Source organism: Stappia sp., from assembly GCF_965276915.1.
GTDB lineage: Bacteria > Pseudomonadota > Alphaproteobacteria > Rhizobiales > Stappiaceae > Stappia.
Window position 1 is genome coordinate 4,773,102 of record NZ_OZ255709.1, and the last position, 13,515, is coordinate 4,786,616.

General features: G+C 66.9%; 13 protein-coding genes. 10 read left to right on the top strand and 3 right to left on the bottom strand.

Going from position 1 to position 13,515, the window contains the following annotated elements:
* On the top strand, positions 1–825 hold the full coding sequence (locus ACQY46_RS22300) for an FAS1-like dehydratase domain-containing protein (protein WP_428698149.1): 825 nt from the start codon (positions 1–3) through the stop codon (positions 823–825).
* Between the two features lie 59 nt (positions 826–884).
* On the opposite strand, the gene ACQY46_RS22305 is transcribed toward ACQY46_RS22300, so the two are convergent.
* Both ACQY46_RS22305 and ACQY46_RS22310 read right to left on the bottom strand, forming a co-directional pair.
* Positions 885–1,823: a LysR family transcriptional regulator gene (locus ACQY46_RS22305; protein WP_428698150.1), complete on the bottom strand. Its 939-nt coding sequence runs from the start codon at positions 1,821–1,823 to the stop codon at positions 885–887.
* Positions 1,824–1,929: 106 nt separating this feature from the next.
* Positions 1,930–3,054, bottom strand: a complete 1,125-nt coding sequence (locus ACQY46_RS22310) for a zinc-binding dehydrogenase (RefSeq protein ID WP_428698151.1) — start codon at positions 3,052–3,054, stop codon at positions 1,930–1,932.
* Positions 3,055–3,266: 212 nt separating this feature from the next.
* On the opposite strand from ACQY46_RS22310, the gene ACQY46_RS22315 reads away from it, so the two are divergent.
* The 8 genes from ACQY46_RS22315 (at position 3,267) to ACQY46_RS22350 (ending at position 11,240) form a co-directional block, all read left to right on the top strand.
* The gene (locus ACQY46_RS22315) at positions 3,267–4,229 is read left to right on the top strand and encodes a cyclase family protein (RefSeq protein WP_428698152.1); all 963 of its coding nucleotides are present in this window, start codon (positions 3,267–3,269) and stop codon (positions 4,227–4,229) included.
* A gap of 58 nt (positions 4,230–4,287) precedes the next feature.
* On the top strand, positions 4,288–5,577 hold the full coding sequence (locus ACQY46_RS22320) for an ABC transporter substrate-binding protein (RefSeq protein WP_428698153.1): 1,290 nt from the start codon (positions 4,288–4,290) through the stop codon (positions 5,575–5,577).
* A 142-nt stretch (positions 5,578–5,719) separates the two neighbouring features.
* Positions 5,720–6,625: a branched-chain amino acid ABC transporter permease gene (locus tag ACQY46_RS22325; protein ID WP_428698154.1), complete on the top strand. Its 906-nt coding sequence runs from the start codon at positions 5,720–5,722 to the stop codon at positions 6,623–6,625.
* Between the two features lie 10 nt (positions 6,626–6,635).
* On the top strand, positions 6,636–7,604 hold the full coding sequence (locus ACQY46_RS22330; RefSeq protein ID WP_428698155.1) for a branched-chain amino acid ABC transporter permease: 969 nt from the start codon (positions 6,636–6,638) through the stop codon (positions 7,602–7,604).
* A complete protein-coding gene (locus ACQY46_RS22335; protein ID WP_428698156.1) occupies positions 7,601–8,350 on the top strand; it encodes an ABC transporter ATP-binding protein in 750 nt (249 codons plus the stop codon). Before ACQY46_RS22330 ends, ACQY46_RS22335 begins: the two co-directional genes overlap by 4 nt.
* Complete coding sequence (locus ACQY46_RS22340; RefSeq protein WP_428698157.1) at positions 8,350–9,027, top strand: ABC transporter ATP-binding protein; 678 nt, start codon at positions 8,350–8,352, stop codon at positions 9,025–9,027. Before ACQY46_RS22335 ends, ACQY46_RS22340 begins: the two co-directional genes overlap by 1 nt.
* Positions 9,027–10,481, top strand: coding sequence for an aldehyde dehydrogenase family protein (locus ACQY46_RS22345; protein WP_428698158.1), 1,455 nt, complete (start codon positions 9,027–9,029; stop codon positions 10,479–10,481). The genes ACQY46_RS22340 and ACQY46_RS22345 overlap by 1 nt, the downstream gene beginning before the upstream one ends.
* A 9-nt stretch (positions 10,482–10,490) precedes the next feature.
* Positions 10,491–11,240 (top strand): SDR family oxidoreductase, encoded by a 750-nt coding sequence (locus ACQY46_RS22350; RefSeq protein ID WP_428698159.1) that lies wholly within the window; start codon positions 10,491–10,493, stop codon positions 11,238–11,240.
* 60 nt (positions 11,241–11,300) lie between these two features.
* Here ACQY46_RS22350 and ACQY46_RS22355 read toward each other — a convergent pair whose 3' ends face one another.
* Positions 11,301–12,137 (bottom strand): HpcH/HpaI aldolase/citrate lyase family protein, encoded by an 837-nt coding sequence (locus ACQY46_RS22355; RefSeq protein ID WP_428698160.1) that lies wholly within the window; start codon positions 12,135–12,137, stop codon positions 11,301–11,303.
* Between the two features lie 243 nt (positions 12,138–12,380).
* Between ACQY46_RS22355 and ACQY46_RS22360 the strand changes: the two genes are divergently transcribed.
* Positions 12,381–13,514 (top strand): CaiB/BaiF CoA transferase family protein, encoded by a 1,134-nt coding sequence (locus tag ACQY46_RS22360; protein ID WP_428698161.1) that lies wholly within the window; start codon positions 12,381–12,383, stop codon positions 13,512–13,514.
* The last annotated feature ends 1 nt before the right edge of the window (position 13,515 follow it).

Genomic DNA, 13,515 nt, shown 5'->3' on the forward strand with positions numbered 1-13,515 from the left:
ATGAGCGACTATTCCGATTGGATAGGCCGCGAGCGGCGTGTCACCGAAAAGGTCGGCGAACGGCTTCTGTCGCAGTACCGGGCAACGCTTGCCGGCGCGCTCGGTCCCGGCGAGGTCCCCGCCGGCTTCCACTGGTGCCTGGCCCCCGACGTGGTCGAACCGGCTGAACTCGGCCGCGACGGCCATCCGCGCACCGGTATCTTCCTGCCGGCGCTGCCGCTGCCGCGCCGCATGTGGGCCGGCGGCGCGCTCGAATACCGCGCGCCGCTGATGCCCGGCGACATGGTGACCCGCATCTCGACCATTCGCGACGTGACCTTCAAGCAGGGGCGCAGCGGTCCGCTCGGCTTCGTCACGCTCGATCACGCCTACGAGGTGGCGGGCGAGACCCGGATCGTCGAGCGGCACGACATCGTTTATCGCGAGGACCCGAAGCCCGGCAGCGCCGTTGCGGCAAAGCCCGCCGAGGACTGGTCGCCGATCGCCAGCTGGAAGATCGCCCCGACGCCGACCCTGCTCTTCCGCTATTCGGCGCTGACCTTCAACGGCCACCGCATCCATTACGACCAGCCTTACGCGACCGGCGTCGAGGGCTATGACGGGCTCGTCGTCCATGGTCCGCTGCAATCGATCTGGATGCAGAACCTCGCCGCCACGCTGCTGGGAAAGCTGCCGGAGAGCTTCTCCTATCGCGGCCTGTCGCCGCTGACGTGCGAGCGGCCGGTGACGGTGGAAGCGCGGGAGACGGACGGCGGCGGACTGGAGTTGCGTGTGCGCCGGGACGAGGACGGGGTCGTGACCATGCAGGCAACGACACCTGGCTGAGTCAAACCCTGCCCCGACACGCCGGAGCGGTTTCCAAAGCATGCACGGCATCCGGCCGGTCAGCTCTCGATCAGCCGGCCTTCCCAGATGTTCCGCCGCACCAGGTCGCGGGCAACTTCCAGCGTGATGTCCTCGACCGCCCGGCAGGCGCGGCTCATCAACCGGGTCGGCTTGCTGACGAGATAGACGGGGCGCGAAATCGTCGGCTCGACAATCGGCGCCTTGAGCAACTCGCCGCGCGCGACGAAGTCGTGCACCGCCGCCGGCGCGAAGATCGTGTGGCCGGAACCGCGCGCCACCAGCTCCTTGATCTGGGTCATCGCGTCCATCTCGATGACGACGTTGAGGTTGACATCGCAGGCCGCCGCGTGGCGCTCGATGGTCTTGCGCAGCCCGTGCGAGACGCCAGGCAGGATCATCTCCAGCTTTTCCAGCGCGTGCATCGGCACCGGCGCGCCCGGCGGCGTGTCGAGCGGCCAGGTATCCGGCGCGGAAAAGAAGAAGAGTTGCTCGTCCAGAACATGGATGATGCGGAAATGCTCGACCTTCTCCAGATCGTAGATGAAGCCGATATCGACCGTCTCGTCCTCGATCCAGCTCTTGATATAGCCGCTCATTGCCTCGATGGCGCGCAGCCGCACATCCGGAAGTTCGACCCGCACCGTCTCCGCCAGCGGCACCGACATGACCATCGACACCGAGGGCGGCATGCCGAAGCCGACCTTGCCGCGCACGCCGCCGCCAAGATCGCGCATCTCCGCGATGCAATGCTCCATGCTGCCGCAGATCTCGCGGGCGTGGCGCACCAGCAGGTGCCCCTCCTCGGTGAGCACGGTGCCGCGCGGCGAGCGGTCGACCAGCTGGACGCCCAGTTCCTGCTCCATGCGCTGTACGTATTGCGACAGCGAGGGCTGCGCGACGCCAAGCACCTGCGCCGCCGCCGAAAGGGACGGCGCCTCGGAAATGGCGATGAAATAGCGAAGATGACGGATGTCCATGACTGGCCGGCAGCGTCTCCCGTGGCACGCGTGAAAACAGGACGGCGAACCGGAGGAAGCAGCACGGCTCCCTCCGGTCCGCGTGAAGGCGGTGTTTCCTCGCCCGTCAGCCCAGATCGACGACCTGGCGGATCGCGGAGCCGTCGTCGAGGCGGTCCATCGCCACGTTGATATCGGCAAGCGGCAGCCGGTGGGTCAGCATCTTTTCCACCGGCAAGAGCCCGCGCCGGTAGAGCGCGAACATGCGCGGCAGGTCGCGTTGCGGCACGCAGGAGCCGATGAAGCTGCCCTTCAGCGAGCGCTCCTCGGCCACCAGCCTGAGCGCGTTGAGCGGCATGCGCGCATCGGGATGCGGCAGGCCGGCCGTGACCGTCGTGCCGCCGCGCCGTGTCACGTCATAGGCGGTTTCCAGCGCCCGCACGGAGCCTGCCAGCTCGAATGCATAATCGACCCCGCCGCCGGTGATGTCGCGCACCTTGGCGACCGTCTCCGCGTCGGCCTTGATCGCGTGGGTGGCGCCCATCCTGAGTGCCACCTCGAGCTTGTTCTCGAACGGGTCGATAGCAACGATCTGGCCCGCGCCGGCCGCCGCCGCGCCCAGGATCGCGGCCATGCCGACACCGCCGATGCCCACGACCGCGACCTTGGCGCCGGCCTTGATATGGGCGGTGTTGAAGACCGCCCCCGCGCCCGTCAGCATGGCGCAGGAAAACAGCGTCGAGATATGCGGCGGGATGTCGTCATCGGCCTTGACCAGCGACTGGCGCGCCACCACCGCATGGCTGGCGAAGGCCGAGATGCCGACATGATGGTTGACCGGGCGACCATCCATCGACAGCCGCCTGTGCCCGGTGATCAGTTCGCCGACGCCATGATGCTGCGCGGCCTTTTCGCAAAGTGCCGGCCGGCCTTCGGCGCAGGGCGTGCAGCGCCCGCAACCGGGCGCGAAGATGCACACGACGTGATCGCCCGGCGAAAGATCGTCGACGCCGGCCCCGACCTCCTCGACATAGCCGGAGGCCTCGTGGCCGAGAACCATCGGCAGCGGGCGCGGCCGGGTGCCGTTGATCACAGACAGGTCCGAATGGCACACGCCGGCCGCCGCCAGCCGGATCAGCACCTCGCCCGGCCCCGGCGGATCGAGATCCACCTGACGGACCGTGAGGGCCTTTTCCTCGGCATAACCGGAGGTGATGCCTCCGCGTTCAAGCACGGCAGCGGTAATTTTCATGCGCCTTCCATCCCTCAAGGTTCCTGCCTGTCCGGCATACCGGACGTCTCCCTGCACCCGATGCTAGCGGCAAACGGGACCGATGACAGGCCGGAGTTTGCATTTGACCCTCAGTCATAGATTTTTTCAATAACCGGGTACGGCCCAATTTATTGGTGCACCCTCGCAGCAATACCTAGGCTTCGATATCTCGAATGCTCTGGGAGGAAGCTATGAGGAACGTCTTCAGCCTGAAACTGATCGCCGGACTGGCGCTCGCCGCATCGACCTGCCTTGCGCAGGCCGACGGCGCCCATGACTGGACCAAGTCGCGCTGGGGGCCGGACGACCAGATCGGCTCCGCCAACCTGATGACGCCGGAGCGCGTCAAGGCGGCAAGCAGCCTCGTCACCACCGGCAAGGTCTACAGCCTCGGCATGATCGTCGGCAGCGACACGCCGGCCTTTCCCCCGCGCAGCCTGTCGGTGACGGTGCTCCAGCCGAACCAGATCTCCAACAGCGGCCTGGGCAACAATGCCTTCACCTACAATGACGACATCTTCATGGGCTGGCTGGGCATCGGCCCCCAGATCGACGGCCTCGGCCATGCCGGCGTCGACCATGTCTACTATAACGGCCACAAGGACAGCGATTTCGCCAAGGCCGCCGGACTGACGGAACTCGGCCTGCACAACCTGCCCGGCCTCGTCGGCCGCGGCGTGCTGCTCGACATGGCCAGGTTCTACGGCGTCGACATGGTCGAGGAAGGCAAGGCCTACACCGCCGACGACGTGAAGGCGGCAGCTGCCAGGCAGGGCGTCGAGTTGCGCGAGGGCGACGTCGTCCTGTTCAACTCCAACTGGATGAACCTGCTCGACGGGGCCAATCCCGACCCCAAGCGCTTCGGCGCGGCGGAACCGGGCCTTGGCGTCAGCGGCGCCGAATACCTCGCCGAACTTGGCGTGATGGCGGTCGGTGCCGACACCTGGGGCATGGAGGTCGTGCCGGCGGAGAAGGAGGGCGAAGCGTTCCGCGCCCACCAGATCCTGCAGCCGGAAAACGGCATCTACATCCTCGAGAACATGGACACGCGCGAACTCGCGAAGGACGAGGCGTACGAGTTCCTCTTCGTGCTCGGCCAGGCCCGCCTGAAGGGCGCGGTCCAGATGATCATCAATCCGATCGCCATCCGCTGATCGGGAAACGGACACGCGGGCGGCATGAACCGCCCGCGGCGAACCAGGGAGTGAAACCATGAGAAAACTGTTTCTGACGACCGCGGCGATCCTCGCCGCACCGCTGGCGGCCTTCGCCGCCGACAAGCCGGCCGAACTGAAGGTCGGCGTCACCACCTTCCTCACCGGCCCGGCCTCGGTCTTCGGCGTCCCGGCCCGCGATGCGGCCGAGATCCTCGTCGAGAAGATCAATGCCGACGGCGGCATCGCCGGCGTTCCGCTCAAGCTCTCCTTCATCGACGAGGGCGCCGGCGCCGAGGCGCTGACCTCCGAGTTCCGCCGCCAGGTCGAGAGCGAAGGCGCGCATGCGATGATGGGCGCGATCTCCTCTGGCAATTGCCAGACGCTCGCTCCGCTTGCCGAGGATCTCAAGGTCCTCAACCTGATGTGGGACTGCGGCACGCAGCAGATCTTCGAGAAGAACGACTACAAGTACGTCTTCCGCACCCAGGCCAACGCGACGCCGGAAATGCTGGCGACGGTGCTTTACCTGCTGAAGGTCAAGCCGGACTTCAAGACCATCGCCGTGGTCAACCAGGACTATGCCTGGGGCCGGGACAGCTGGCAGATCTTCTCCACCGCGCTGAAGGCCCTGAAGCCGGATGTCGAGGTGGTCGGCGAGTTCTTCCCGAAGTTCGGCGCTGCCGACTTCTCCACCGAGATCTCCCGCCTGCAGGCGATGCAGCCCGACGTGATCCTGTCGACCTCATGGGGCGGCGATCTCGACACGTTCATCCAGCAGGCGGCCCAGCGCGGTCTGATGAACACCTCGACCTTCGTCATCCCGCTCGCCGAAAGCTCGCTCGAGCGTCTCGGTTCGACCCTGCCGACCGGCCATATCGTCGGCGCGCGCGGCGACCACTACTTCCTGCATCCCGAGCGCCGGGACGATGCCGACTTCAAGGAGTTCATGGCAGCATTCGAGGAGAAGACCGGCGCGCATGCGATCTATCCCGTCTTCCACATGAGCCAGGCGCTGGCCGCGCTTGAGGCCGCCTACGACAAGGCGGTCGCGGCCAAGGGCGGCGAGTGGCCGAGCGAGGACGAGGTGATCGCGGCCTTCGAGGGCCTGACCTTCCAGGGACTGGGGCGTGAAGTGACCATCCGCGAGGACAACCAGGGTGTCGAGGCGCAGCTTCTGGGCACCAGCGTCCAGACCGGCGACTATCCTTTCGCCACCCTGGAGAACATCATGATCTTCGACGGCGCGGCACTGACCACCCCGGTCGGCCAGGAATCCGTCGAATGGGTCAGCAAGCTGACTTCGGACTATGCTGCAAGCGTCAAGGTCGACAGCTACGACAAGTGATCGAAGCCGGGGCACTGACGCCCCGCTTCCTCCCAGGCCCCGGGCGCCCGTCGCCCGGGGCTACCGCTACGCGACCACGACTGGCAGCTACGACTCGCAGATTGCCGCCCGTGCCTCCGCCCTTTGAGCTGAATGGACGCCCATGAACCTCACAATCTTCCTCCTGGCCCTGTTCGACGGCATCGCCTACGCGGCCCTCGTCTTCAGCGTCGCCGTTGGACTGACGCTGATCTTCGGCGTCATGCGCATCCTCAACGTGGCGCATGGTTCGCTCTACGCGGTAGGCGCCTATCTGACCGTGTCCCTGACCGGTTACATCCTGGCGCTCGGCTTCGCCCCGGTCTTCGCCTTCCCGATGATGATCGTCTCGGCCGTGCTTGTCGGCGTCCTTCTGGGCGGGCCGATCGAGTGGCTGCTGCTCAGGCGCATCTACAACAAGCCCGAGGTCCTGCAGCTTCTCGTCACCTTCGCGGTCTTCATGATCCTGGAGGACGTGCAGCGGCTCGTGTGGGGAACCCAGCCCTACTTCCAGGCCTCCGCCCTGCAGGCGATGGGCATGATCCGGGTCTTCGGCGTCAACTACACCGTCTACCAGCTCATCATCCTGCCTCTGGTCGCGCTGGTGCTGCTGGTCGGCCTGCGCTTCTTCCTGCGCCACACCATTCTCGGCAAGCTGATCCTGGCCACCACCGAGGATCGCGAGGCGGCCCAGTCGATCGGCATCGACGCGGACAAGGTCTTCCTGCTGACCTTCATCGTCGGCGCCGCCCTTGCCGGCCTCGGCGGCGCGCTCGCCTCGCCGACCACCTCGATCCTGCCCGGCATGGGCGCCGACATGATCGTGCTTTCCTTCGCCGTGGTGGCGACCGCCGGCCTCGGCCAGATCGAGGGCGCCGCCTTCACCGCCCTGCTGATCGGCCTCGGTCGGTCCTTCGCGGTCTATGTCTGGCCGGAAACCGCGGTGCTGGTCCCCTACCTGATCATGCTGATCGTCCTGCTGGTGCGGCCCGAGGGTCTGTTCGGCAGCCCGACCGCGCGCAAGATCTGAGGAGCCAGAGATGACCGTCCGACTGGCCGTCCCGGCCATGATCCTCCTCGCCGTCGCCGCGATCCCCTTTGCCGCGCCCTCGCTGCAACTGCTGATGAACCTGGCGCTGGCCAAGGGCATCGCCGTCGTCGGCGTCACCGTGCTCTTGCGCGCCGGACAGGTGTCCTTCGGGCATGCCCTGTTCTTCGCCATCGCCGCCTATGCGGCCGCGTTCCTGTCGGCAACGATGCCCGGCGCCGATCTCGTGCTGGTGCTCGTCGTCGCCGTCGCCGGCGCGGCCATCTCCGGCATTCTCGTCGGCCTCTTCGTGGTGCGCTATCGCGGCATCTTCTTCGGCATGCTGAACCTTGCCTTCTCGATGATCTTCTGGTCGATCCTGGAAAAGTTCTACCACTACACGGGCGGCGCCGACGGCATCCGCCTGCCGCGCCCGACCGTCTTCGGCATGGCGCTGGAGCGCGGCCCGTTCGAGCTCATCATGTTCTATCTCTCCCTGTCGCTGGTGATCCTCCTCGGCTGGTTCACGGTGCGCTGGTTCGCATCCCCCGCCGGCCAGCTCTTCCAGACGATCAAGACCAACGAGACGCGGCTTCAGTATCTCGGCGTCTCGCCACAGCGCGCGCTGCTTACCGGTTACGTTCTCTCCGCCGCGCTGTGCGGAACGGGCGGCGTCATCATGGGCATCGTCCAGGGCGTCGTGACGCCCGAGTTCGCCTGGTGGATCCGCTCCGGCGAAATGGTCTTCATTGCCGTTCTCGGCGGCGCCGGATCCGTTGCCGGCGCCTTTGTCGGCGCCGCGATCTACGAGATCGTGCGCACCTACGCCTCCGCCTTTGCCGGCGACATCTGGCAGATGCTGCTCGGCGGTTTCCTGCTTGTCATCGTCATCTTCGCCCCGAAAGGCGTGATCGGCATCTACAACGCAACCCTTGCCCGCCTGACCGGCACCCGGGCGAACGACGGGGAGACGCGCAAATGAGCGAGATCCTTCTCGAGGCCCGCAACCTGCAGATCCGCTTCGGCGGCGTGATCGCCGCCGACGACGTCTCGCTCACCATCGAGCGCGGCAGGAACATGGCGATCATCGGCCCGAACGGCGCCGGCAAGACCACGTTCCTCAACATCTGCACCGGCTGGCTGAAGCCGGCCAAGGGGACGGTCCTGTTTCAGGGCAAGGACATCACGTCGCTGGCCCCGCGCCGGATCGTTCGGCTCGGCGTTGCCCGCGCCTTCCAGATCCCGCAGCTCTTCACCGAACACACAGCGCTGGAGAATCTGCTGATCTCGGTCTCCGCACGCGAAGGTCTGCGCAACCCGCTGCAGGACATGCACACGATCCGCCAGCGCGGAGAAATGCTTCACCTGCTCGACATGGTCGGCTGCGCCGACGTCTCCGACCGGCCGGTGGTGGAGCTGTCGGAAGGCCAGCGCAAGCTGATCGACATCGCCGTGGCGCTGGCCCTGAAGCCGAAGCTACTGCTGATGGACGAACCGACCTCCGGCGTCGCTTCCTCGGAGAAATTCAAGATCATGGAAATCCTGGTGAAGGCGCTCGCCGAGGCAAAGGTGACCAGCGTCTTCGTCGAGCACGACATGGGCATCGTCTCGCGCTACGCCGACGAGGTCGCCGTATGGGCCGCCGGCAATGTGCAGATGCGCGGCTCGCCCGAGGAGATCCTGCAACATCCGGATGTGATCCGCGACGTGATCGGGGAGGTCGTGTGATGCTCGAGTTTCGCAATGTCGGCGCCTCGATCGGGATCATCCCGATCCTGCGCAACCTGGACTTCTCGGTCGGCGCGGCGGAGACCGTGGCGCTGATCGGCCGCAACGGCGCCGGCAAGACCACATTCCTGCGCTCGGTAATGGGCTTCACTGCCGTCAGCGGCGCGATCCGTTTCGAGGGCGAGGACATCACCGGGCTCGCCCCGGCGAAGCGCCCGGGCCTTGGCATCGGCTATGCGCCCGAGGACCGGCGCCTCTTCTCCGCCTTCACGGTAGAGGAGAACATTCTCCTGCCGGCGCAGGTCGCCCGCCTCGACGCGGCCGAGACCAAGCAGCGGATCGAGCGCGTCTATCACATCCTTCCCGAACTGAAGGAAATGGCCGGCCGCCCGGCCGGCAACGTCTCCGGCGGACAGGGCAAGATGGTGGCGCTCGGCCGCGCCCTGATGCTCGGCACCAGGCTCGTCATGCTCGACGAGCCGTTCCAGGGCCTCGCCCCGGCGCTGGCGCTGCGCTACGCGGACGCGCTGAAGGCGCTGCGCGACACCGACCGCAACGTCACCCTGATCATCACCGAATCCAATCCCTCCCTGCTGCGCGGCTTTGCCGACCGCACGCTCCTGATCGAGCGCGGGGAAGTTTCCGAAAGCTCGCTTGAGCACGAAAGGACTGACTGATGAAAGCTGACAGCATCCGCCTGCCGCGCCCGCTCAACCTGATCGATGGCGAATGGGTGACGGCGGCCTCCGGCAGGGAGATGGACGTCCGCTCGCCCATCGACGGCGAGGCCTTTACCCGGATTGCCGACTCGGGCCCCGAGGACGTGGACGCCGCCGTCGCGGCCGCCCGTGCCGCCTTCGACGGCGGCGCGTGGTCGAAGCTGGCGGCGGCCGAGCGAGGCCGCCTGATGATGCGTCTCGGTCTGCGCATTCTCGACGAGGCGGAAGAGCTTGCCCGGCTGGAGACGATGGACAATGGCAAGCCGATCAAGCAGGCCCGCGCCGACATGATCGCCACCGCCCGCTACTTCGAGTATTACGGCGGCGGTGCCGACAAGGTGCATGGCGAGGTCATTCCCTTCCTCACCGGTTACCATGCCGAGGTGCGGCGCGAGCCGCACGGCGTCACCGGCCACATCATCCCGTGGAACTATCCCGCGCAGATGTTCGGCCGCTCCATCGCCCCGGCGCTCGCCATGGGCAACGCGACCGTGCTGAAGCCGGCCGAGGACGCCTGCCTGACCGCGCTGCGCATCGGCGAACTGGCCACCGAGGTCGGTTTCCCGGCGGGTGCGATCAACATCGTCACCGGACGCGGCGAGGTCGCCGGCAAGGCGCTCTCCGAGCATCCCGGCGTCGACTTCATGTCGTTCACCGGCTCGCCGGAAGTGGGCGTGATGATCCAGGTGGCGGCGGCGAGGAACTTCATCGGCTGCACCCTGGAGCTCGGCGGCAAGTCTCCGCAGATCGTCTTCGAGGATGCCGATCTCGAGGCCGTCTATCCGGTGCTCGTCAACGCCATCATCCAGAATGGCGGCCAGACCTGCTCGGCCGGCGCGCGGGTGCTCATCCAGCGCGGTATCTACGACAAGGTGATGGCCGAGCTGAAGACGCGCTTCGAGGCGGTTGTCGCCTCCGACTCCGGCGAGGACGCCGTCCTCGGTCCGCTCATCTCCGCCCGCCAGAAAAAGCGCGTCGAGACCTACATCGCCGAGGCCGACGCGCCGCTGGTCGCCCGTGGCTCTATCGCGAAAGGCTCGCCGGAGGGCGGCTACTACGTCGCCGCGGCCCTCTTCGGCCCTTGCGAGCCCGGCTCGAAGATCGCCCAGGAAGAGGTGTTCGGCCCGGTGCTGTGCGCCATTCCCTTCGATGACGAGGCGGACGCGATCCGTATCGCCAACGGCACCGACTACGGCCTTGTCGCCGGCATCTGGACCAGCAATGGCGGGTGCCAGCAGCGCATGGCCAAGGCGATGCATTGCGGCCAGGTCTTCATCAACGGCTACGGCGCGGGCGGCGGCATCGAACTGCCCTTCGGCGGCATCCGCAAGTCCGGCCACGGCCGCGAGAAGGGCTTTGCGGCGCTGCACGAATTCTCCCGCATCAAGACCGTCGTCAACAATCACGGCTAAGGACAGCACATGAGACTTGAAGGAAAGACCACCCTCGTCACCGGCGCCGCTTCCGGTTTCGGCAAGGGCATTGCCGAGACCTATGTGCGCGAGGGCGCAAAGGTCGCCATCGTCGACCTCAACGAGGAGGGCGCGAAGGCGGTCGCTGCCGAACTCGGCGATGCGGCCATCGCCATCAAGTGCGACGTCTCGAAGGCCGAGGACGTGCAGGCAGCGGTCGATGCGACCGTCAAGGCTTTCGGATCGCTCGACATCCTCGTCAACAATGCCGGCTGGACCAATCCCAACCGGCCCCTGATGGAGACCGACGAGGCGACCTTCCGCAAGATCTACGACATCAACGTCCTGTCGATCTTCCACATGACCAAGACCTGCGTGCCGGTCTGGCGGGCGCAAGGCAGCGGCGTGATGATCAATGTCGGCTCGACCGCCGGCATCCGTCCGCGTCCCGGCCTGACCTGGTACAACTCGTCGAAGGGCGCGGTGAACCTGATGACCCGCAGCCTGGCGGTGGAACTCGCCCCCGACAGGATCCGCGTCAACGGCATCGCCCCGGTGATGGGCGCGACCGGCCTTCTGGAGCAGTTCATGGGCGTGCCCGACACGCCGGAGAACCGGGCGAAATTCATCGCGACGATCCCGATGGGCCGCCTGTCGGAGCCGCGCGACATCGCCAATGCGGCGCTTTATCTCGCCTCGGACGAAGCCGACTTCATCACCGGCGTGATCCTCGAGGTCGATGGCGGAAGAACCGTCTGACGCGTTTGCGCAAGGCCCCATCGCCTGCGAAGCCCGTGCCTCGGCACGGGCTTTTTTTCCTCAGGACGCGGCGGCCCGCTCCAGGATGCGCCGCGCGCGCGCGATCACCGGCGCATCGACCATGGCGCCGTCGACAGCGATTGCGGCCGCGCCGCCCTCCACCGCCGAAAGCACCCGCCGCGCCCAGTCGCATTCCCCCTCAGAGGGGGCAAAGCCCTTGCGCGCGGCCGCGATCTGCGCCGGATGGATGATCAGCTTGCCGCCAAAGCCCATGGCAACCGCATGGCGGCAATCCTCGGCGATGACATCCTCATCGCGCAGCGCCGTCGTCACCCCGTCGATGGGCGCGGCCTGGCCGGCGAGCCGTGCCGCCACGGCGAGGGCAAACCGCGCGGGCAGCAGGACGTCGCGCTCGTGGGCAATACCGAGATCGGCGGCGAAGTCGATGGAACCGAAGGCGATGCGGCGGCTCGCCATGGCGATCTCCTCCGCATTGCGCAGGCCAAGCGCACTCTCCACCAGCGCCACCACGGGCAGGCCCGTTGCCGCGCCGACGGCGACGCAATCAGGGCCCGTCTCCGCCTTGGGCAGGACGATGCCGGCAAGCGGCAGCCCGGCGCAGGCGGCAAGGTCGCCCGCGTGCCACGGCGTGCCGCGCGCGTTGATCCGCAAGAGGACCGGCACGCTGCCGGCAAGCCCGGAAAGGGCTGCGGCAAGCCCGGCGCGTGCATGCTCCTTGGCATCGGGGGCGACCGCATCCTCCAGGTCGATGATCACCGCGTCGGCGCCGGCGGCCATCGCCTTGGCAAAGCGCTCCGGCCGGTCGCCGGGAACGAAGAGCGGCAAGGTGATGCGGTCGATCGCCCCGGCCTGATGTTTTTCTGTCTTGTCTTTCATCGCGTCCGTCCATTGGTGTAAAGAGCCGTTTCCCAGCCTGCGCGTACACGGAGACGATGGCCAATAGCGATTTCGGCGTGGTTCCATTGCACCGGTCTATGGCGGGCACTGCGGGCGACAGGCAGAGCCTGGGACGGGGGCGGAGACATAGCCTCCTGCAATAGCTGCGCGGCATCGCCTCTATTACCCCTTGCCGGGGCCATGAGGCATACTGGCCGCAATCAAAAGGGAGACGCGTCGACGATGCAGGGTGATCTTTCCGGTCTTTTTGTGGTTTCCGTGGAGCAGGCCGTCGCCGCGCCCTATCTGTCCGGGCGGCTTGCCGAGGCCGGTGCCCGCGTCATCAAGGTGGAGCGCCCCGAAGGCGACTTCGCCCGTGCCTATGACCATCTGGTGCATGGCGAGAGCGCCTATTTCGTCTGGCTCAACCGCGGCAAGGAATCCGTCTGCCTCGACCTGCGCCAGGACAAGGACAAGGCGCTGCTGGAGACGATGATCCTCAAGGCGGATGTCTTCATCCAGAATCTGGCGCCCGGCGCCATCGACCGCCTCGGCTTCGCTCCCGACCGGCTGCGCGAGGCCAATCCACGCCTCATCACCGTGTCGATCTCGGGCTATGGCGACGACGGCCCGTTCCGCGACCTGAAGGCCTATGACCTGCTGGTGCAGGCGGAAAGCGGCCTCTCGGCCATTACCGGAAACGCGGAAGGCCCGGCGCGCGTCGGCGTCTCCGTCTGCGACATCGCCGCGGGCATGACGTCTCACCAGGCCGTGCTGCAGGCACTTTTTGCCCGCGAGCGCAGCGGCAAGGGCCGGCATATCTCGGTCTCGCTGTTCCACGCGCTCGCCGACTGGATGAACGTGCCGTACCTGCAATATGCCTATGGCGGCAAGGACCCGGAGCGGAACGGCCTCAACCATCCGACCATCGCCCCTTACGGCGCCTATTCGGGAAGCGACGGCAAGGAAGTGCTGTTCTCCATCCAGAACGAGCGCGAATGGGCCAACTTCTGCAGCGGCGTGCTGGAGCGGCCTGACGTGGCGACCGACACCCGTTTCACCAGCAACTCGCGCCGCGTCGCCCACCGCGCCGAGCTCGACGCGATCATCCGGGAGGTCTTCGCCGACCACCCCCGCGACGCGCTCGCCGACAAGCTGCGCGACGCGCGCATCGCCTTCGGGCGGGTGAGCACGATGGAAGATCTTGTCCACCACCCGCAGAACCGCCATGTCGAGGCGGACACGCCGACCGGCCCCGTCCGTCTGCTCGCCCCCGGCGCGCTGGTCGACGGCAAGTCGCCCGGGTTCGGCCCCGTGCCGGCACTTGGCGAGCAGACGGAAAAAGTGCGCGCGGAGTTTTCACGGATCGATGCCTGAC